Genomic DNA, 20,328 nt, shown 5'->3' with positions numbered 1-20,328 from the left:
TGCACACCAAAAGATATGGACTATGCAGCCCCCGGTCGACGGGCCACATTGCGACGCTCACCTGTTATCAAGCCTTCGCACGAGCTCAAGGTTGCGTCTGACGGTTCTGCATCTTCGTGACCTGAGTCCAAAGTCCGCTCGTAGCCAGACCGCCGCCTGCAGTACGGTCGGTCTAGTCGCGGCGGTGACCCTGCACTTGATCCTGTTCGAACATTGCGAGCTTGACGTCCATTGCCCGAGACGCACGATTGCAAATATCTCAACACACCCTGGTCACCAAGGCCACGGGATATTGTCCGCCGCCCAGTCAGAAATACTTTCAGACAAACCCGTCCCTTCATCAATTTTCTCACCCAAAGCATAGCCAACCAAGAAAGCGCCTAGTATCGCCTGACTTGGCGAAACTTTGCCCCCTTTGCGCACAGTCACGCGATCGGATCGCTCACCTTGCTCTCTATCGGACCACTCCTTTATCTTTCTTAGCTGCGCAATTGTCATAGGAATCTGAACCTCGACAAGCACCCGGTCGTCGTGCTCAACTTCGTAGGCCAATACTTCGTCCGATCCCGCCCGCGAACCGGTTCCCCGACCTTGATTCGACACAGGAAGCCAGATAATCAAGTCGTCGAGGTCGCCAAGATCATCACACGGGCATGGTTCGGTGACACAAAGGCAGGGACGAATAGGGAAAAACCCTCCGAATCGCCCGCCTTTCAGTGGAACGCCCCTGACGATGCCAGCACGGACGCCCTGCACGCGCAGCAACAGCTGTTCTTTTGTCTCGGCATAAGTACCCATACCAGACCTCCCTGCCCGCTAGCTCGAAGTGCCATATCAGAAGGGCGTTCGACATTCGGAGCCAGGCAATGCGCACCTCGGCGATGACTAAGACGAGCAATCTGCGACGCCTGCCGCCGACCCTACGTGGCCGTCTAGACTCCAGACCATGGATTACCACAGCCAACGAGACTGACGGTAGAGACCTAGTACCCAAACAGACCAAAATTTCCCAGCCGACTGGAATTCCAGCTTAGTGCTCCCATTATCTGGCGCAGGGCAGCCTAGGCCCGCACTCAAGCGCTGCAACCAGACATCACTCCCGCCTACCGTTCTCAGCCCTGTCGCGGTCAACGCGTCGGATCAACTTGCGTTCAAGGAGACCGGGGCGCACAACTAAGGCCTCCCCGCTCGAGACGCACACTCGGAGGTCGTAATGGCCTGGTCAGAACAGATCGGCACGCAGTCCTGGCGAGTCCGCTACCGCACCAGCGGCGGGCACACCGCCTCGATCTCCGGCTTCACCACCCAGCGTGCCGCAGACAACTATGCCGCCGACATTGAGTGCGACCAACGCCGCAACACCTGGCTCGACCCCACCCTCGGCCGCACCACCGTCGCCGAATGGGTCACGACCTGGTTCGCCGCGCTCGACCTCGACCCACGCACCATCGACAACTACCGCAGCGTCCTGCGCTGCCACATCCTGCTCCGCTGGGGCGCCACACCACTCAACGCGATCACCGCACTCGGCGTAAACAAATGGATCAGCGACCTACGACAACTCGGCTACGCCAACGCGACCGTCGCGACTATCGTCAAAGTCCTCTCGATGATCCTCACCGACGCGGCCGACGAACGGCTCATCCCCGCTAACCCTATCCGCCGCTACCGGCGTCGAGGACGACGCAGCTACCGCATCGAACGCGAACGCGTCTGGGCATCACCCACCGAAGTCCTGCGTATCGCCGAACACGCCGCCGCGCTCGGCGGCGACACCGCCGGCATGCTCATCATCACCGCCGCCTGGACCGGATGCCGCTGGGGCGAACTCACCGGCCTACGACGAGACAACGTCGACCTTGGCCGCGGCGTCCTGATCATCGACCCACGCACCGGGGCGCTGCACGAAAGCGCACACACGAGATGGCTTGGTTCACCCAAGACTCCATCATCTGCCCGCACGATCACGCTGCCACCATTCCTCATCACCATGCTGCGCAAGCATCTTGAGCAGCACGACAACGAGTTCGTGTTCACCACTGAAGGCGGATCATGGTTGTGGCGCAGCACGTTCATCCGCCGAGCGCTCAAACCTGCGGTCAATGGCAACGAAGGACATCCGCGGGCAGGTATCCGTACGGTGCCAATCCGGCCTGGACTGACCTTCCATGGACTGCGGCACAGTCACAAGACGTGGCTCATCGCCGGTGGCGCACCCGAGATCGCCCAGGCACGACGGCTCGGTCACCATCTGCCCAACCGCGTCACCGAGGTCTACTCCCACGTCGCACCCGAAGTCGAACTCCGACTCCTCAACGACCTACAGCGGCGCTGGCATGAAGCAGACCTGAATGTCCAGACTCACCCAACCACGCCGGAACCTGCAGAACGCCATGTTTCAGGTCCGCTTGCGGCGTAAGCAATCCACTGCCCCTCACACCGTTAGTGGGAGGGGCGCGACGATCACCCAGTCCAGCGACTGACAAGCCGATCAAGCCGGAGAATCCCGCTCCAGAACTGCTCCATAGGGTCACCGCAACACGATCAACAGACGATCGCCCAAGATCAGCCCAGAACAGCAAGAAACCCGCCTGACCAGCGGAATTCGCTCGATCAGACGGGCTCTCAATTCAAGTGGAGCTGAGGGGACTCGAACCCCTGACCCTCACACTGCCAGTGTGATGCGCTACCAGCTGCGCCACAGCCCCTTGAAGGTCCACGTTCCCGGTAGGTTTCCCTGCCGTTCTCGTGTGCCAATACCGTACAACATCGATGCCACAAGATAAAAATCGGGGGTATCCAAAGCGCATTCGGGCTGGTAGGACCGGGTGATGACCGCCGGAGCACCGCTTGACCCGAAGATCGAGTGCATGGACCCCGAGGCCCGTCACGAGCTGCAGGAACAACGTCTGCGAGCGCTCGTCGACCGCCTGCTGAGCACGGACAACCTCCAGGGCTCCAGACTCAGGGAATCGGGAGTGACGCGCGGCACAGATGTGCGGCTGGACGAGATCCACTTGCTGCCCACGATCAGCAAGCAGGACCTGTGGGACCACTATCCGTTCGGGCTGCGAATCGCCGCGCAAGAGGACATCGTGTGCGTGCACGGGTCGTCTGGCACTGGTGGCCGGCCGACGCTCATCCCCTACACGGCCAACGACGTCGAGATCTGGTCGACCGTGATGGCCAGGGCGCTGAAGGGCGCGGGGGCCACCACTGGCTCGATCGTGCACAACGCCTACGGTTACGGGCTTTTCACCGGCGGGCTCGGGGTGCATCACGGCGGACTGAAGCTCGGCGCCACGGTCATTCCCATGTCGGGCGGCATGACGGAGCGGCAGGTGCGGCTCATCGAGGACCTCAGGCCGGACGTGCTGTGCTGCACGCCCTCGTACGCGCTGCGGCTGGCGGAGGATCTCGGCGAGAACTCCCTCCAGGTCGGCATCTTCGGCGCCGAGCCGTGGACGGACGAGATGCGGCAGGAGATCCAGCAGCGGCTGGACATCAGGGCGCTGGACATCTACGGGTTGTCCGAGATCATCGGGCCTGGTGTGGCGTGCGAATCCCTTGACTCCGAAGGGCTTCTCAACATCGCCGAGGACCACTTCTACCCGGAGACGGAGGACGGCGAGCTCATCTTCACCACGCTCACCAAGACCGGCATGCCGCTTCTCCGGTACCGCACGGGCGATGTGGCCACGCTGCACGAACCAGCAGGCCGGCGGACCCTCAAGCGCATGAGCAAGCTCAAGGGGCGCAAGGACGACATGCTCGTCATCCGGGGCGTGAACGTGTTCCCGACGGAGATCGAGGCCGTGGTACTGGACCTCGCGAGCCCGCACTACCTCATCGTCGAGGACCGCCGGACCACCACGGCGCAGCTGCACGTGGCTGTCGAGTCCACAGAGGACGTCAAGCAGCAGCTGACGTACAAGCTCAAGGAACGCCTCGGCATCACGTGCCAGGTGCACGTCCTCGAGCCGGGCAAGTTGCCGCGCACCGAGGTGGGGAAAGCACAACGCCTGGCCCGGTGGACCCAGGGCCAGGCGCCGATCGACGGGCTTACTTAGCCAGGTCGGAAAGCCAGTTCTTGTTGTCCAGGTCGACGAGCTTGCCACCGGCGGCGACGCTGGGCGTACCGCGGAAGCGGCCCGTCTCGGCATCCCGGAGGACCGGGTCGTTGCTGGTCTTGGACATCAGCTCGTCCAGCTGCGTCTTGTAGGTCTGGTTCTGCACGCACGACTCGAACGAAGCGGAGGTCACGCCGACTTCCTTGCCCAGCTTGATGAGCTGGTCCTTGGTGTAGCCGGCGTCGCCTTCCTCGGGCTGCGAGTTGAACAGCGCGGCGTGGAACGCGTTGAACTTGCCGTCGTCGGCCACGCACAGGGCGGCGTTGGCCGACTCGGTCGAGTAGCCCTCCGGGTTGGACGCCCGGTTGAGCATCGGCAGGATGTTGTAGCGGATCTTGACCTTGCCGTCCTCGACGGCCTTCTTGATGTCGGTGCCGTAGGTCTTCTCGAACGTGCCGCAGATCGGGCACAGGAAGTCCTCGTACACGTCGACGGTCACGGTGGCCGTGTCCTTGCCGACGAGCACGGTGTTGCCGTCGCGGACGGCGGGTGCCGAGATCGTGTGGTCGGCCGGCGCCAGCGGAATGGCGTCCGTGGCCGACGTGGACGGCTTCATCTGCTGGAAGATGACGTAGCCGATGACGGCGACGGCGAGCACCGCCACGACCGCGATGCCCGCGATGACCTTCGTGCGGTCAGAGCCCGACGAACGAGCCTGGACCACCGCACGCGCGGCCTGCTTCTTCTTCCGCGCACTGCGCTCTGCTCCACCCACGGCGACAGGGTAGCGACACAAACTAAAAGAAAGCTGAGCGCGCAATCACGCTTCCGGGTGACGTGGCTTGCCGCCGACGCGTTCGCCGGTCGGAATCTCGGCGCCTTCGTCGAGGCAGCCGCACTCCGGCGCTACTGCGGCAGCCGTGTGCTCCTCCTCATGTGTGGGCAGGGTCTCCGGGGAGACGAACCAGAAGCCCACGGCCAGCAGCAGCGACGCGCCGGTGATGGCGAACGACGCTCCGAAGCCGAACGAGTCGGCCAGCAGGCCCGCGCACATCGGGCCGATGATCGCGCCCAGGTCCGTCACCATCTGGAAGCCCGCGAGCACGGGTCCGCCCTTGCCGCGCGCGCCGATGACGTCGGCCACCACCGCGTTCTGCGGCGGGTTCAGCAGGCCCGCGCCCATGCCCGCGATCAACGACGCCGCCATGAACGTCCACAGGTCGCCCGTGAAGCCCATCCCGACCGTCGCGAGGCCGCTCACCAGGAGACCGGCGATGGCGACGGGCTTGCGGCCGCGGGTGTCGGCGATCCGGCCGGACACGAACAGCATCGCGGCGTTGCCGGCCGCGAACACCGACATCGAGATGCCCGCCACGGCCGCGCTGTGTTCCAGCGCCTCGATGACGAACACCGGCACCAGCGAGATCCGCACGCCGAACACGGCCCAGCCGTTCGCGAACCCGGACGCCAGCGCCGCCCGATAAGCAGGGTGCCGTGCCGCTTCACGCACCGTCATGGGCACTTCGGTGTTGGTCTTGTCCAGCGCCACCAGCGTCGACCGCCGGAGGAAGATCCACACGACGAACGCCGCGACGCACAGCAACAGGCCGTACGACACGAACGGCACCCACAGCCCGAACGGCACCAGCCCGGCACCGATGATCGGACCGGCGATGTTGCCGATCAGGAACCCCGCCGCCCACATCCCGGACGCCCGCCCGCGCATCGGCGCCGGCGTGATCCGGATCAGCAGCCCCAGAGCGGCGACGGTGAACATCGTCGACCCGACACCGGCCAGCGCGCGCCACGACAGCATCTCGGCGTAGCTCGTCGAGAACCCGGACATGGCGGTTCCGAACGCCACGATCAGGATCCCGACGATGTACACCCGAGGCTCGCCGAACCGGTTGACCAGCTTGCCGCTCACCGGCGCGAACGCCAGCCTCACGAACGCGAAGGTGCTGATCAGAGCCGCGACAGCGGTGTGACCGACGCCGAACGAGGACGCGTACACCGGCAGAACGGGTGCCACGATCCCAAATCCCACGGCGATGATGAAGCTCGCCGCGACCAGAACCCACACCTCGACCGGCAACCGCTCGCGCACAAAGCCTCCCTTAGCCCTGCTAAGGATATGTCACGCGGCAACTAAGTAACTCAATCGAGCAGCTCATCCACTCTGCGTACATATGCCGTCACCGGATAGGCCGCCACGAACCCGCACGCCTCGGCGAACCGCTCCCCCGGACCCTCGTCCACCTGCGACGCGACCAGCATCGCACCCGCCGAACGCAAGGCGGAGACAGCGGACACCACCAACGACCGCCCCACGCCCCGACGCCGCCGCGCCGGACGCACCACGCACTGCTCGACCAGGCCCACACCGCGTTCGGCGAACCCCGACACGAACCCGCCGATCCGGTCGCCGTCGTCCATCACCAGGACCAGGCACCGCGGGTCGTCCAGTCGATGCCCGAGCCACCGCGACAACCGCTCGCGGTTCCCGACCAGCTCGTCGGACAGCAGCTCGACGATCCCCGCAACGTCCGCGTCGACCGCCCGCCGCACCCCCTCGGAGACCGAGGCAGGCCCGCGATGGACCACGGTCAACAGCTCCTCGACCGCGTACCAGCCGGAGTCGTCGGCGATCCCCTCGATCTCGTCCACGGTGGTCGGCGACGCGTACACGACGGCCTCCGCGCGCCCCACCGCGGCGAAGGTGTGCTCGAGCTGCAACAACGTCGACGCGACCTCGACCGACGACCCGTCCAGCGCGCATCCGAAGTTGCCGGACGGCAGCGGGTTCTCCCGGTTGATCACCACGGCCGCGGAACCGACCTTGCCGACCTTGCCGTACCGGACGGCGCCGGACGCGAGCCGCGCCCCTTCCACCAGGATCGCGAGCGACCTCGACTGATAGGGGTCGAGCAGCTCCGGGTCGTCCGGGTCGCGCAACGGGTCAACCAACGCGGCGGTCCTTCCACTGGGCACCTGGACGCAACGCGCAGTCCAACAGGAACACCCCAATCGTCGCCCACGACAGCGGCGCCGGCACAGCCGCGGTCTCCGGCTGACCGTTCCGCCGCGGGAACTCGCGACGCGGCACGGCCTGAGCGAACCACGCCGGCCACGACCACGGCGCCCGCCGGCAAGTAGCCACGCCGATCAGCCCCATCCGACAACCCTGACACACTCATCGACGTGGACCTGCCCGATCTCCCGGTGAAATCCGTTCTCCCCCAACTCCTGGAGCAACTCCAGGAGCACGGCGCCGCAGTGCTGGTCGCACCACCGGGAACAGGCAAGACGACGCTGGTCCCGCTCGCGCTCGAAGGCAGGGTCATCGTCGCCGAACCACGCAGGATCGCCGCCAGAGCCGCCGCCGCACGCATGGCGAGCCTGCTGGGCGAACCCGTCGGCCACACCGTGGGCTACTCGGTCCGGGGCGACCGCAAGACCAGCAGGCACACCCGCATCGAGGTCGTGACCAGCGGTCTTCTCGTCCGCAGGCTGCAACACGACCAGGAGCTGAAGGGCGTCGGCACGGTCCTGCTGGACGAGGTCCACGAACGCCACCTCGACGCCGACCTCCTGCTCGCGCTCCTCCTGGACGCCAAGGCGGGCCTGCGCCCGGACCTCAAACTCCTCGCCACGAGCGCAACCGTTGCCGCGCAACGACTCTCGGACCTGCTCAACGCCCCGGTCCTGCACACCGAGTCGCGCATGTTCCCGACGCAGATCACCTACGTCCCGCCCGCGCGCAACGAGCACATCGAGAACACGGTCGCGAGGGCCATCAACAAGGCACTGTCCGAAGTGGACGGCGACGTGCTCGCGTTCCTGCCCGGCGTCAAGGAGATCAACCGCACCGCGAGGCTGCTCAGCGCGGAAACCGTGATCCTGCACGGCCAGCTCAACGCCCAGACCCAGGACGCGGCCCTCAGACGCGGCTCGAACCAACGGGTCGTGCTCGCCACGAGCATCGCCGAGTCCAGCCTCACCGTCCCGGGCGTCCGCGCGGTGGTGGACGCCGGACTGGCCAGGGTGCCGAGAGTCGACCACCGCCGAGGCCTCGCCGGTCTGGCCACGATCCGCGTCTCCCAGGCCGTCGCCGAGCAACGCGCCGGACGTGCCGGACGTGAGGCTCCTGGCCGCGTCTACCGCTGCTGGCCCGAACACGAGCACTCGACGCTCCCCCGCTACCCGGAACCGGAGATCAAGACCGCCGACCTCACCCGGCTCGCCCTCGAACTGGCGGTGTGGGGCACCCCGGACGGCAGCGGCCTGAACTGGTGGGACGCCCCTCCGGAAGGCGCGCTCAAGGCGGCACAGGAGACCCTCAACGCCATCGGCGCACTCGACCCCGGCCGCCGCGACCGCATCGCGAGCGTCGGCCTGCACCCCCGGCTCGGCCGCGCCCTCATCGACGGCAGCGCGCTCGCGGGCAACCGGACCGCCGCCGAGGTCGTGGCACTGCTCGACGACAGCACGCACACCTCCACGACCGACCTCGCGACCGCGCTGAAGGCCCCCGGCAAGTGGCGCCAGGAAGTCAGGAAGCTGGAGAAGCTCGGCACCAACCCGGCGGGCAACGGCGACCCCGCGCTCGTCGTCGCCCTCGCCTACCCGGAACGGCTGGCGAAACGCCGGTCCAAGAACAGCAACGTCTACCTGATGGCCAACGGCACGGCCGTCGAGCACACCGACTCGCAGTTCCAGTGGCTGGCGGTCGCGATCGCCGACCGCGAACCGGGCAGCAAGCACGGCCGCGTCCGCCTCGCCGCTCCCGCCGACGAGGAGCTCGCCGTCACCGCCGCCCAGGCCCTGGTGCACACGGTCGACGACATCCGCTGGAACGGCGACGTCATCGCGAACGAGGTCCGCAAGCTCGGCGCCATCAGCCTCGGCGAGCGCAAGCTCAACGACCTCGCCAAATCACAGCAGGCACTCCGTCTCGGCCTCGAAGCCGAAGGCCTCGGCCTGCTCAAGTGGACCGACGCCGCCAGCCGCCTGCGCGAGCGGATGGCGTTCCTGCACCGGACCCGCGACTGGCCGAGCGTCGACGACGAGCACCTGATCCGCGCGCTCGACCTCGGCAGGGCGAAGAAACGCTCCGACCTGGCCAAGATCGACACCGTGGCGCTGCTGCGGAGTCTGCTGCCGTGGCCGGAGGCAGCGGAGTTCGACAAGCTCGCCCCGGAACGCATCGGCCAGGGCAAGGTCGACTACACGCAGGACCAGCCGGCCCTGCACGTCCGTCTCCAGGACGCCATGAAGTGGGCCGACACGCCGCTCATCGCCGGAATTCCGGTGGTGGTGCACCTGCTGTCGCCCGCCGGTCGCCCCACCGCCGTGACCAGCGATCTCAGGTCGTTCTGGCGCAACGGCTACCTGCGGGTGCGCAGTGAGCTCAAGGGCAGGTACCCCAAGCACCACTGGCCGGAGCGGCCTTACGACAAAGGTAATAACAACAAACCCTGAACAGAATCACGACAATCTCTTTGAACCATTAGGAATCGAACAACGTTATTCTGGTCTATGGCGCACATCGCGGTCTTCCTCATGCCCGAGCGCGGACACGTCCTGCCCGCACTCGGACTGATCGCCGAACTGGTGCGCCGGGGACATCGGGTGAGCTGCCCGGCCACCGAGCGGTTCGCCCCCGCCATCGCGGAGTGCGGCGCGACCGTGATCCGCTACGAGTCGACGCTTCCCGGCGAGCTGCCGGAGTCGCTCTACGACGCCGCACAACTCGCGCTCACCGAGGCCGAGTCGGCGTTGCCGCAGCTGGAGGCCACGTTCCGCGACGACCGGCCGGACGTCATCGCGTGGGACATCGCGGCCTGGTCGGGCGGTGTCATCGCGCACCGCCTGGACGTGCGGAACGTGTTGGTGGAAGTCCTCCTGACCAGCAACCAGCACTGGTCGCTCGGCACCGCGGTGGTGCCGCCACGCAGGTTCGACCCGGCCGCGATCAGGTTCTTCACCAGGGTGCACGGTTTCGTCGGCAGTTCGCTGCCGGAGTTCGTCTCGGGCGCGCGCCGGCGGATCGCCCTGTTCCCCAGGGAGTTCCAGCCCGAGGGCCACACGTTCGACGAGCGCTTCACCTTCACCGGCCCGTGCCTGACCGAACGCGCGTTCCAGGGCACGTGGACGCCGCCGCACGACAGGCCGGTGGTGCTCGCGACGACCGGCACGCAGATCTGCGCGGACGCGGCCCGCGGAATGCCGTGGCACCTTGTCACGAAGGGCAAGGTTCTGAGTCCCGCGATGAACGTCGAGACGCACGACGAGGTGCCGCAACTGGCCGTCCTGGAGCACGCCGGCGTGTTCATCACGCGCGGTGGCATGGGCGGTGTGATGGAGGCGCTGCACCACGGCGTCCCGATGATCGTCGTGCCGCGCATGACCGACCAGCGGCTGCACGGCCAGCGCGTCGAGGAGCTCGGGCTGGGTGTGCTGCTCGACACGGTGACCGTGGAGGGGGTGCGCTCGTTGGTGAGTCAGCTGACGTCGGATTCCGCGATCTCCGCGCGGGTGAAGGACATGCGGCGCATGATTCACCAGGCGGGCGGCAGCGCGGTCGCCGCGGACGTCGTCGAGGAGGAACTGGCGCGGTGAGACGGATCTGGGACGACGCGGTCCGCACGCTCGGTGGCGCACCGGACGTGGGCGATCTGATGGAGCGGTACGCCGAACCGCATCGGACCTACCACAACACCTTCCACGTGATGTCCGTCGTCCGCGACTCGTCGGCGCTGGCCGACGCGTTCGCGTTCACCGTGGAAGAGCGCTCCATCCTCGCGCTGGCGGCGTGCGCACACGACGTGATCTACGACGGCAAGCCCGGCGAGGACGAACGCGCGTCGGCCGCCTGGGCACGGGAACGCCTGGCCGGTGTGGAGGAGAAGCACATCGCGCGCGTGGAGTCGTTGGTGCTGGCGACGATCACGCACTCGTCCGACGACCCGCTGGCGCACGTGCTGCTCGACGCCGACCTGGCCATCCTCGGCTCGGAGCCGGAGCACTACGAGCGCTACAGCCAGGCCGTGCGCCAGGAGTACTCGCAGTACGACGACCCGACGTGGCGCGCGGGCCGCTCCCGCGTGGTGAAGACGTTGCTCGACCGCGAGGTGCTGTTCGTGACCGAGCCCGCGCGACAGCTCTGGGACGCCGCCGCGCGGACCAACCTGGCCCGCGAGCTTCAGTCCCTGGGGTAGAGGACCTTCGTCGCGGTCGTGAAGCGCTTCACCGTCTCCGGGATCGGTTCGACGCCGATGCCCGGCCCGGCCGGCACGTGCATGAAGCCGTCCTGGAGCTCGAACGGCTCGGTGAGGTCCTCGGCGAAGTACCTGCGGGACGCCGAGACGTCGCCGGGCAGCACGAATCCGGGCAACGCGGCCAGCGCGAGGTTCGGCCCGCGCCCGATACCGGTCTCCAGCATTCCGCCGCACCACACCGGAATCCCGTGCGCCACCGCGATGTCGTGGATCCGGCGCGCCTCCAGGTAGCCGCCGACCCGCGCGGGCTTGACGTTGATCACCCGGCACGCGTCCAGCGCGATGGCCGTCGCAGCGTCCCTGGCGGAGGTGATCGACTCGTCCAGGCAGATCGGCGTGCGGATCCGTTGCGCGAGCAGCGAATGCCCGCGGATGTCGTCCTCGTCGAGTGGTTGTTCCATCAGCAGCAGGCCGAACTCGTCCAGCCCGCGCAGGTGTTCGGCGTCGGCCAGCGCGTACGCGGTGTTCGCGTCGACCTGCAACAGGATGTCGCCGAAGCGTTCGCGCACGGCCCGCACCGGTTCGACGTCCCAGCCCGGCTCGATCTTGAGCTTGATCCGCGCGTAGCCCTCGGCCAGGTAGCCCTCGACGTCGCTGATCAGCTCGGGGATCGAGTTCTTGATCCCGACCGACACCCCGGCCGGCACCTTCGTGGCCGTGGCGCCGAGGAACGTGCCGATGGACATCCCGAACGACCGGAGCTCGGCGTCCAGGATCGCGGTCTCCAGCGCGGCCTTGGCGAGCTTGTGCCCCTTGATCGCCTCGGTTCGGTGCGCGACCTCCGCGGCCGTGACCTCGGGCGTCACCCGTGGCACGAGGTGGTGCTCCAGCACCAGTTCCGCGGCGGCGACGAACTCCGAGCAGTACAGCGGTTCCGGGTCGGCCGCGAACTCCGACCAGCCCTCCGCCACGTCCGTGACGACCCGCAGCAGGAACGTGTCCTTGGTCGTCATCGTCCCGAACGACGTGCGGAACGGCGACACCAGCGGAATCGCGACGTGCAGCAGCTCGACCCGTTCGATCTTCACCGGCGCTCCAGTTCGTACCAGCCCTCGCGGGACATCGACGTGGCGACGTAGCCCTGCTCGAACGCGTCGACGAACACCCCGCGCACCGCCTCCCGCCACTGCTTCGCCGTCTCGGCGGACTCCTTGCGCACCAGCACGATGTCGCGCGGCACCCGGCACCAGATCCGTTCGCCGTCCGTGCACGCCAACGGCTCCCCGTCCGGCGCGATCTTCGTGACCTCGCCGGCGGGCACCGACTCGTGCGGCTCGCGGGCCCCCGTGAGATCCCACCGCACGGTGAGCCGATCGCTCTCGTCGCCGTCGTTGACGCCGTCGCGCATCGGCCCGTAGAAGTCCACTGTGTACTCGGTGACGATCGCTCCGAGCTTGACCAGGTTGAACCGGGCGTTGCGCGACACCAGCGGGTCGTAGGTCCACCGCATCGACTTCGCGCCGAGCCCGGCGGCCCAGTCCTTCTGCGCGAGCTTCAGCGGATGCCCGACGCCGGTCCGCGCGGCCGCGATCATCGAGTACACCGAGCCGTCCGGGCAGAAGAGCCCGGTCGTCGCGCCGATCAGCTCGTCGCCGTCGAACGCCCCGATCGTCGCGCCGCCCGCGTGCCGGACGCAGTGCAACGTCTCCGAGGACAGGACGTCCTCGGTGGTGTCCCAGACCTCGGCGTAGTACCTGGCGACGCGGGCGATGCCGGCGACGTCACTGATCACCTGGAACCGCAAGGCGAGCCTTCCTGACGCTGTAACCGAAGTAGATGACGAACCCGACCACCATCCAGACGACGAACGCGATCCAGGAGTCGCGCCCGAGGCTGAACATCATGTAGATGCAGAACGCCAGCCCCAGCAACGGCGTAACCGGCGAGAACGGCACTCGGAAGCTCCGGCGACGATCCGGTTCGATGCGGCGCAGGATGATCACCGCGATGTTGACCAGACCGAAGGCGAACAGCGTGCCGATGCTGGTCACGTCGGCCAGCGACCCCAACGACACGAACGCGGCGAGCACGCCGATGAACGATCCGACGACCAGCGTGTTCGCAAACGGCACACCGGTCCTCGGGCTGAGCTTCGCGAAGAGCGACGGCAGCAGTCCGTCGCGGGACATCGCGTACAGAATGCGTGTCTGTCCATAAAGGACGGTGAGCACCACGGAGGCCGTCGCCACCACCGCGCCGATCGACAGCAGGATCGGCCAGATCGCGCCGTCGACGTTGTCGGTCAGCACCCGGCTCAGCGCCGCTTCTGTGCCCTCGAACGACTGCCACGGCATCGCACCGACCGCCGCCAACGCGACCGCGCAGTACAGCACGGTGATCACGACCAGCGACAGGAGGATCGCGCGCGGCAGGTCGCGCTGCGGGTTCTTGGCCTCCTCGCCGGCGGTCGACGCGGCGTCGAACCCGATGTAGGAGAAGAACAACGTGGCCGCACCGGCGCTCATGCCCGCGAGCCCCAACGGGAACAGCGGCTGAAGGTTGCCCGCCTTGAAGGCGGTGAACGCGACCGCGCAGAACATCAGCAGCGAACCCACCTTCACCCACACCAGGATCGTGTTCGTGCGCGCACTGCCCTTGGAGCCGCCCAGCAGCACCAGCATCGAGAGCGCCACGACCAGCACGGCAGGGATGTTGATGATCCCGCCCGCACTCGGCGGCTGACTCAGCACGTCCGGAATCCGCAGGCCCGTGAGCAGATGCAACAGCTCGTTGATGTACTGCCCCCACCCGACCGCGACCGCCGCGACCGACACCCCGTACTCCAGCACGAGACACCAGCCGCAGACCCACGCGACGATCTCGCCAAGCGTGGCGTAGGTGTAGGAGTACGAGGAACCGGACGCCGGGATCAGACCCGCGAGTTCGGCATACGACAGCGCGGAGAACAACGCGGTGATTCCGGCCAGGACGAACGACACGACGATGGCAGGACCGGCCTTCGGCACCGCCTCGCCCAGCACGACGAAGATGCCGGTGCCGAGCGTGGCCCCGATGCTGATCATCGTGAGGTGCCCGACGCCCATGGTGCGCTTGAGCTCGCTGCCCGGATGAGTCAGCTGGTCGATCGGCTTGCGCCGCAACACCCGCGCCCCGACGCGCTGTTCGTTGCTCATCAGGTCAACATAACGCTCCGAGCGCGAGCTATTTGCCACCAACCGGCCGGAACGTGCGGCGATATGTGTCCGGTGGCACGCCGACGGTCCGGTGGAAGTGCCGGCGCAACGTCGTGGCCGTGCCCATCCCGGACGCCTCCGCGATCTGGTCGACGCTGTCGTCCGTCATCTCCAGCAACTCCTGCGCGCGCCGGATCCGCTGGGTGTGCAGCCACTGCAACGGCGTGGTGCCCGTCACCGCCCTGAACAACCGCGCGAGGTGCCGCGAACTCATGCTGGCCTGCCGAGCCATGTCCTCGACGGTGATCATCTGGTCGAACCGCGCCGAAACCCAGTCGAACAGCTCGGTGAGCGGATGCCCTTCCCCCGACGGCACCGGCGCGAGCACGAACTGCGCCTGCCCACCGTCCCGATGCGGCGGCACGACCAGCCTGCGCGCCGCCGTGTTGGCCGTGGCGGCGCCGTAGTCGTTGCGGATCACGTGCAGGCTCAGGTCGATCGCCGCCGCCTTGCCCGCACTCGTCAGCACCTGCCCGTTGTCGACGTACAGCACGTCCGGATCGACCTCGACCCGCGGATACCGCCGGGCCAGCTCGTCGGTGTGCCCCCAGTGCGTCGTCGCCCGAAGCCCGTCGAGCAACCCGGCCTCCGCCAGCACGAACGCGCCGGTGCACAACGACACGATCCGCGCCCCTTTGTCGTACGCCGCCCTGACTGCTTGGACCAGCTCCAAGTCGAGCGGCTCGTCCACGTCCTCGATCGCGGGCACGACCACCGTCTCCGCCCGATCAAGCCGATCCAGCGGCAGGTCCGGCTCCAGCGTGAACCGCCCCACTCGCACAGATGCGTTGCCGCAGAACATGACCTCGTAGTCGAGCTGCGGGGCGGTGAAGATCTCGTAGGTGGCGGTCAGCTCGAAGTGCAGCATCCCGTCCGTGACAGCAAACGCCAGCATGTCCGAAACTGTACGCATCGTGTCGTTCCAGACACTAGCCCCGACGCGCCCCCGACACTTGAATGGTCCACATGGGACACAAGATCGCGGTCTACGGCGCGTCCGGCCTCACGGGAAGCTTCGTCGTGGCAGAACTGGAAAAGCGCGGCCACACCCCACTCCCGTTCGGCCGCGCCCAGGCCACCGCCGACAACCCCACGGCGCTGGACCAAGCACTGGCAACCGCCGACGCGGTGATCAACACAGCGGGACCTTTCGCGGTGACCGCCCTCCCCCTGATCGCCGCCGCCGAACGCGCGGGCATCCCGTACGTCGACGTGGCGGCCGAGATCGAGGCGAACGCCGACACGTTCGCCCGCGGCGCCTCGATCCCGGTGGTGCCCGCGATGGCCTTCTTCGGCGGCCTCGGCGACCTGCTGGTCACCGCCGCGATGGCCGAGTGGGGCGCCGCCGACGAGGCGCACATCGCGTACGGCCTCAGCGGCTGGCAGCCCAGCGCGGGCACGATCACCGCGGGCCAGGTCTCCCGCGACCGGCGCTCAGGCCAGCGCGTCCGGTTCCACGACGGCGAACTCCAGTACCACGGCGACACCCCGCCGACCCTCGACTGGGAGTTCCCCGCCGGCACCCGCCAGGTGATCGGCGAGTTCTCGATGGCCGACGTCGTCACGGTGCCAAGCCACCTGCAAATCCCGTCGGTCACCAACTACATGTCGACCACCGCGGCAAAGGGCCTCCAAACCGCGGCCGAACGCCAGGAGCCCGAGACGTTCGAGGTGGACGTCCGCGTCCGCCGGGTCAGCGAGGAACGACGACTGGTCGCGTCCGGCAAGGACATCTACGCCGTGAGCGCCCCTCTGGCCGTAGAAGCCGTCGAACGCCTGCTGACGGGCCGCTTCAACGTAACCGGCGTCGCCTCAGCAGGCGCGATGTTCGACGCCCCAGACTTCCTGCGCTCCCTAACGGACGTCATTCAGACCAGGCACCGCTCTTGATGACCCACACCACCACTCGCCACGCCGGCTACACCGGATGGCCGCCAAGGTTGCGAAGCAACGAGGCAGGCGGGGTTCGGGGCTCGCCCCGGCGTGGGAGTCCGGGGCTTGCCCCGGCGTGGGAGTCCGGGGGCTTGCCCCCGGCGTGGGGGTCTGGGGGCTCGGCCCCCAGAGGACACCCGGAACGAGAAAAGGTGAGTGCTGTCCACGAACAGCACTCACCCATCGAGTGGAGGTGCCGGGAATCGAACCCGGGTCCTGTGCCGGTTCATCAGGGCTTCTCCGTGCGCAGTCCGCTGTGTCTCTACTTGACCCCACCTGTCACGCGAACGAGCAGGTGTGACGGGCCCAGTCGCTGTGAGTTTCCCGAACAGTCTCCGCGACCGAGACTGCAGGTAAGCCCTCTAGCTGATGCCGGGAACTAGGCCGAAGGCACTCCTAGGCCGACAACCGCTAGCTCCGCTGTCAGGCAGCGAGAGCGTACGCGGTGCGCTTGTCGTTAGACGTGGCGCTTATTGGTTTGCGATGACGCTTAACGGTGGTCTCTCGCCTGCACCGGCACGCTTCCCCTGAATCAACGTCCACAGTCGAAACCGTTCACCCCCTGGTAGTGGTTGCACCTAGCATAACGACTGGGGCCAACGAGTTCTTCCCGAGGCAGGTAGGGCTGTCCCCACCTCCGACCGGATAGCTAGCCAGATGGTCTCTGACCAGCGGGAACGACACCATGGACGTCATGAGGAAACCGAACGCGCTCGCAGCCGGGTTCTACCTGCTGACCAACCTGGTGACCGGCATCTTCTGGTTCACCCTCTCCGTCGTGCTGACGGTCGTGGGGCTGGCGACGTCGGTCCTGTGGGTCGGTCTGCCGATCCTGTGGACCGCGCTTCAGGTCGTGCGGGGTGGCGCGACGCTGGAGCGGGCGTGGGTCAGGGCGGCGTTGCGCACGGACATCCCCAGGCCGTACCGCGAGCCACCGACGGGCACGTTGTGGCAGCGGTTCAAGTCCCAGTTCACCGATCCGGCGACCTGGCGCGACTTCGGTTACCTGCTGTTGCTCCTGCCCGTCGGGATCATGGAGTTCGCGTCGGTCCTCGCGATGTGGGTGGCGGTGGCGGCGTTCCTCGCTGTGCCGTTCTGGATCGGCGAGGCTCCGTTCGCGGTGATCGTCGGCGAGTTCTGGACGATCGACTCGTTCGTGTCGGCGCTGCCCGTCTCGTTGATCGGCCTGGCGCTGATCCCGTTCGCGGCGCTCGGCACCCGCTGGCTCGGCACGGTGCACGGCAAGTTCGCGCGGGGCATGCTCGGTCCGACGCGGGCGGACGCGCTGGCCATCGAGGCGGAGCGGCTGTCGTCGAGCCGGGCCCGAGGGGTCGAGGCGGCCGAGGCGGAGCGCCGGCGCATCGAACGCGATCTGCACGACGGCGCGCAGCAGCGGCTCGTGGCCGTGGCGATGGGGCTGGGCCGGGCGAAGTCCAAAATGGACACCGACCCGGAGGGTGCCGCGGAGCTCATCGCGGAGGCGCATGCGGACGCGAAGCTCGCCATCAAGGAACTGCGGGACCTGGCGCGGGGCATCTACCCGTCGGTCCTGGGCGACCGGGGGCTCGACGCCGCGTTGTCCGCGCTCGCCGCCCGCGTGCCGATCGAGGTCGAGTTGCAGGTCGACGTGGAGCCGCGGCCGCCGACATCGGTGGAGAGCGCCGCGTACTTCACCGTCGGCGAGGCGCTCACGAACATCACCAAGCACTCCAACGGCACCAGGGCGACCGTGCGGGTCAACCGGGTGGACACGGGGGTGCTGGTCGAGGTCACCGACAACGGTCAGGGTGGCGCGGAGCTGAAGCCGGGCGGCGGACTCGCCGGGCTCGCGGACCGGGCTGCCACGATCGACGGTGTGGTTGTCGTCGTCAGCCCCGTTGGTGGGCCGACCGTTATTCGAGCGGAGTTGCCGTGCGCGTGGTGATCGCCGAGGACTCGGTGCTGCTGAGAGAGGGCGTGCAGCGGTTGCTCGCCGACGAGGGCATCGAGACCGTTGCGGCGGTGGAGAACGGTGACGGGCTCCTGGACGCCGTGACCGAGCACAAGCCGGACCTGTGCGTGGTGGACGTGCGGATGCCGCCGACGTTCACCGACGAGGGCCTGCGGGCCGCCATCGAGTGCCGCCGCCGCTATCCGGGGCTGCCGGTGCTGGTGCTGTCGCAGTACGTCGAGGAGCGCTACGCCGTGGAGCTCCTCGCGGGCGGCGCGAGCGGCGTCGGATACCTGCTCAAGGAACGGGTGGCGGACGTGAAGGAGTTCGTCGACGCGGTGCGGAGGGTCGCCGACGGTGGCACGAGCATCGACCACGAGGTGATCACGCAGCTCATGGTGCGCAGCAAGAAGAGCCCCGTCGACTCGTTGACGCCCCGCGAACGCGAGGTGCTCGGGCTGATGGCGCAGGGACTGTCCAACACGGCCATCGCCAACACGCTCGTGGTGTCCGACGGCGCTGTCGAGAAGCACGTCGGCAACATCTTCGCGAAGCTCGGCCTGGAGCCGTCGAACTCCGAGCACCGCCGCGTGCGCGCGGTGCTCGCCTACCTCGACAGCTGAAGCAGACGGGCGCCGTTGTCGTGCAGGATCGCCTGCTCGGCGGCGGCGTCCAGGCCCCACGACCTGATGGCGTCGATCTGCACCTCGTAGGGGTACGGGATGTTCGGGAAGTCGGTGCCCAGCACCACCCGGTCCACCAGCCCGGCGATCCGGGAACGCCAGTCGGCCGGCAGCGGCACCATCTGCTCGGTGAACGGAACGCCCACCATCGTGGTGTCGACGTGCACGTTCGGATAGCGCTCGACCAGGTCCAACGCGCCTGAGTAGTCGGGCATCCCGGCGTGCGCGATGACCGCCGTCAGCCGCGGATGCCTCTTCAGCACTCCCTCGAAGACGCCGAGCCCGGTGAACTCGCCCGGCATCGGCCCGTCGCCGCAGTGCACCACGACCGGCACACCGGCCTCCGCGAGCTGGCCCCAGACGCCGTCCAGCAGCGCGTCACGCGGGTCGTAGCCGCCGACCTGGACGTGCGACTTGAAGCACCGCGCACCGGCCTCCAGGGCCTTGCGGACGTACGCCTCGGCGCCCGGTTCCGCGTAGAACGTCCCGGTCGGCACCGCCTCGGGCACTCGCGCCGCGAAGTCGGCCACCCACTCGTTCAGCCACTGCGCCATGCCCGGCCTGTGCGGGTAGAGCAGGGGTGCGAACGCGACGACGCCCAGCTCCCGCAGTGCGGTGAGCCGGGCGTTCTCGTCCGTGCGGTACCAGATGGTCCAGTCGACACCGGACTCGCGCACGCGGTCGAAGTAGGACCAGACCTTGTCCAGGACGTTCTGCGGCATGAAGTGGACGTGGACGTCCACCAGTGCCATCAGTAGCGACCCTTCAGGGCCCGTCCGTGCGCCTTCGCGATCTCGCGGTTCGCGTCGCGCTTCGCCAGGTCCTGGCGCTTGTCGTAGGACTTCTTGCCCTTCGCCAGCGCGATCTCGACCTTGACGTAGCCGTCCTTGAAGTACATCTGCAGCGGCACGAGCGACAGACCGGACTCCTTGGTCTTGCCGATCAGCCGCTCGATCTCGCTCTTGTGCAACAGCAGCTTGCGCTTGCGCCGGACCTCGTGGTTCGTCCAGGTGCCCGCGACGTACTCCGGGATGTGCAGCGCGTGCAGCCAGATCTCGCCGTCGTCGACCTGGGCGAAGGCGTCCACCAGGGACGCCCGTCCCATGCGCAGGCTCTTCACCTCGGTGCCGACGAGCTGAATGCCCGCCTCGTAGGTGTCCAGAATGGACCAGTCGTGCCGAGCCTTGCGGTTCGACGCGATGACCTTCTGCCCGCGTTCCTTGACCATGACGACCAGTC

At 67.6% G+C, this 20,328-nt stretch carries 18 protein-coding genes, 1 tRNA gene and 1 other RNA gene; 8 read left to right on the top strand and 12 right to left on the bottom strand.

Going from position 1 to position 20,328, the window contains the following annotated elements; genetic code table 11:
* Positions 1 to 273: 273 nt before the first annotated feature.
* Positions 274 to 798 (bottom strand): hypothetical protein, encoded by a 525-nt coding sequence (locus BM417_RS46955; RefSeq protein ID WP_143138772.1) that lies wholly within the window; start codon positions 796 to 798, stop codon positions 274 to 276.
* A gap of 415 nt (positions 799 to 1,213) precedes the next feature.
* Here BM417_RS46955 and BM417_RS23450 point away from each other — a divergent pair, with 415 nt between their 5' ends.
* Positions 1,214 to 2,419: a tyrosine-type recombinase/integrase gene (locus tag BM417_RS23450; RefSeq protein ID WP_093598260.1), complete on the top strand. Its 1,206-nt coding sequence runs from the start codon at positions 1,214 to 1,216 to the stop codon at positions 2,417 to 2,419.
* 216 nt (positions 2,420 to 2,635) lie between these two features.
* Here the strand turns inward: BM417_RS23450 and BM417_RS23445 are convergent.
* Positions 2,636 to 2,708 (bottom strand) — tRNA-Ala (locus BM417_RS23445).
* Positions 2,709 to 2,831: 123 nt separating this feature from the next.
* Here BM417_RS23445 and BM417_RS23440 point away from each other — a divergent pair.
* The gene (locus BM417_RS23440) at positions 2,832 to 4,070 is read left to right on the top strand and encodes a phenylacetate--CoA ligase family protein (protein WP_245822123.1); all 1,239 of its coding nucleotides are present in this window, start codon (positions 2,832 to 2,834) and stop codon (positions 4,068 to 4,070) included.
* Here BM417_RS23440 and BM417_RS23435 read toward each other — a convergent pair.
* Genes BM417_RS23435 through BM417_RS23425 form a run of 3 tightly spaced genes read right to left on the bottom strand, consistent with a single transcriptional unit; the run spans position 4,063 to position 7,037 of the window.
* Positions 4,063 to 4,845 carry a DsbA family protein gene (locus BM417_RS23435; protein ID WP_093598257.1) on the bottom strand — a complete coding sequence of 261 codons (783 nt, stop codon included), beginning with the start codon at positions 4,843 to 4,845 and terminating at the stop codon, positions 4,063 to 4,065. The two genes, BM417_RS23440 and BM417_RS23435, sit on opposite strands and share 8 nt — an antisense overlap.
* A gap of 45 nt (positions 4,846 to 4,890) precedes the next feature.
* A complete protein-coding gene (locus tag BM417_RS23430; RefSeq protein WP_093598254.1) occupies positions 4,891 to 6,177 on the bottom strand; it encodes an MFS transporter in 1,287 nt (428 codons plus the stop codon).
* A gap of 50 nt (positions 6,178 to 6,227) precedes the next feature.
* Complete coding sequence (locus BM417_RS23425) at positions 6,228 to 7,037, bottom strand: GNAT family N-acetyltransferase (protein ID WP_093598251.1); 810 nt, start codon at positions 7,035 to 7,037, stop codon at positions 6,228 to 6,230.
* A gap of 234 nt (positions 7,038 to 7,271) precedes the next feature.
* Here BM417_RS23425 and hrpB point away from each other — a divergent pair, with 234 nt between their 5' ends.
* The 3 genes from hrpB to BM417_RS23410 are packed head-to-tail and all read left to right on the top strand — an operon-like array spanning position 7,272 to position 11,290.
* Positions 7,272 to 9,551 (top strand): ATP-dependent helicase HrpB, encoded by a 2,280-nt coding sequence (gene hrpB / locus BM417_RS23420; RefSeq protein ID WP_093598248.1) that lies wholly within the window; start codon positions 7,272 to 7,274, stop codon positions 9,549 to 9,551.
* 57 nt (positions 9,552 to 9,608) lie between these two features.
* Entirely contained in the window at positions 9,609 to 10,691 is a 1,083-nt protein-coding gene (locus tag BM417_RS23415) for a macrolide family glycosyltransferase (protein ID WP_093598245.1), read from the top strand.
* On the top strand, positions 10,688 to 11,290 hold the full coding sequence (locus BM417_RS23410; protein ID WP_245822121.1) for an HD domain-containing protein: 603 nt from the start codon (positions 10,688 to 10,690) through the stop codon (positions 11,288 to 11,290). Before BM417_RS23415 ends, BM417_RS23410 begins: the two co-directional genes overlap by 4 nt.
* Here the strand turns inward: BM417_RS23410 and menC are convergent.
* From menC to BM417_RS23390, 4 genes are read right to left on the bottom strand one after another with little or no spacing between them, the layout of a single operon-like run.
* On the bottom strand, positions 11,275 to 12,378 hold the full coding sequence (gene menC, locus BM417_RS23405; protein ID WP_093598242.1) for an o-succinylbenzoate synthase: 1,104 nt from the start codon (positions 12,376 to 12,378) through the stop codon (positions 11,275 to 11,277). The two genes, BM417_RS23410 and menC, sit on opposite strands and share 16 nt — an antisense overlap.
* A complete protein-coding gene (locus BM417_RS23400; protein ID WP_093599237.1) occupies positions 12,375 to 13,094 on the bottom strand; it encodes a hypothetical protein in 720 nt (239 codons plus the stop codon). The genes menC and BM417_RS23400 overlap by 4 nt, the downstream gene beginning before the upstream one ends.
* Positions 13,072 to 14,484: an amino acid permease gene (locus BM417_RS23395; RefSeq protein WP_093598239.1), complete on the bottom strand. Its 1,413-nt coding sequence runs from the start codon at positions 14,482 to 14,484 to the stop codon at positions 13,072 to 13,074. Before BM417_RS23395 ends, BM417_RS23400 begins: the two co-directional genes overlap by 23 nt.
* 28 nt (positions 14,485 to 14,512) lie before the next feature.
* Positions 14,513 to 15,457 carry a GlxA family transcriptional regulator gene (locus BM417_RS23390; RefSeq protein ID WP_093598236.1) on the bottom strand — a complete coding sequence of 315 codons (945 nt, stop codon included), beginning with the start codon at positions 15,455 to 15,457 and terminating at the stop codon, positions 14,513 to 14,515.
* 53 nt (positions 15,458 to 15,510) lie between these two features.
* Here BM417_RS23390 and BM417_RS23385 point away from each other — a divergent pair, with 53 nt between their 5' ends.
* Entirely contained in the window at positions 15,511 to 16,434 is a 924-nt protein-coding gene (locus BM417_RS23385) for a saccharopine dehydrogenase NADP-binding domain-containing protein (protein WP_093599235.1), read from the top strand.
* A 227-nt stretch (positions 16,435 to 16,661) separates the two neighbouring features.
* Here the strand turns inward: BM417_RS23385 and ssrA are convergent.
* Positions 16,662 to 17,039, bottom strand: a transfer-messenger RNA (tmRNA) gene (gene ssrA / locus BM417_RS23380).
* A 122-nt stretch (positions 17,040 to 17,161) separates the two neighbouring features.
* Here ssrA and BM417_RS23375 point away from each other — a divergent pair.
* Complete coding sequence (locus BM417_RS23375; RefSeq protein ID WP_407656170.1) at positions 17,162 to 18,400, top strand: sensor histidine kinase; 1,239 nt, start codon at positions 17,162 to 17,164, stop codon at positions 18,398 to 18,400.
* Entirely contained in the window at positions 18,388 to 19,029 is a 642-nt protein-coding gene (locus BM417_RS23370; protein WP_177320557.1) for a response regulator transcription factor, read from the top strand. The genes BM417_RS23375 and BM417_RS23370 overlap by 13 nt, the downstream gene beginning before the upstream one ends.
* Here the strand turns inward: BM417_RS23370 and BM417_RS23365 are convergent.
* Positions 19,014 to 19,841, bottom strand: a complete 828-nt coding sequence (locus tag BM417_RS23365; RefSeq protein ID WP_093598233.1) for an amidohydrolase family protein — start codon at positions 19,839 to 19,841, stop codon at positions 19,014 to 19,016. The two genes, BM417_RS23370 and BM417_RS23365, sit on opposite strands and share 16 nt — an antisense overlap.
* Positions 19,841 to 20,317 (bottom strand): SsrA-binding protein SmpB, encoded by a 477-nt coding sequence (gene smpB, locus BM417_RS23360; RefSeq protein ID WP_093598230.1) that lies wholly within the window; start codon positions 20,315 to 20,317, stop codon positions 19,841 to 19,843. Before smpB ends, BM417_RS23365 begins: the two co-directional genes overlap by 1 nt.
* Between the last annotated feature and the right edge of the window lie 11 nt (positions 20,318 to 20,328).

It is taken from the genome of Lentzea waywayandensis, from assembly GCF_900115955.1.
Lineage (GTDB): Bacteria > Actinomycetota > Actinomycetes > Mycobacteriales > Pseudonocardiaceae > Lentzea > Lentzea waywayandensis.
This window is presented reverse-complemented; position numbering and strand designations above follow the sequence as displayed.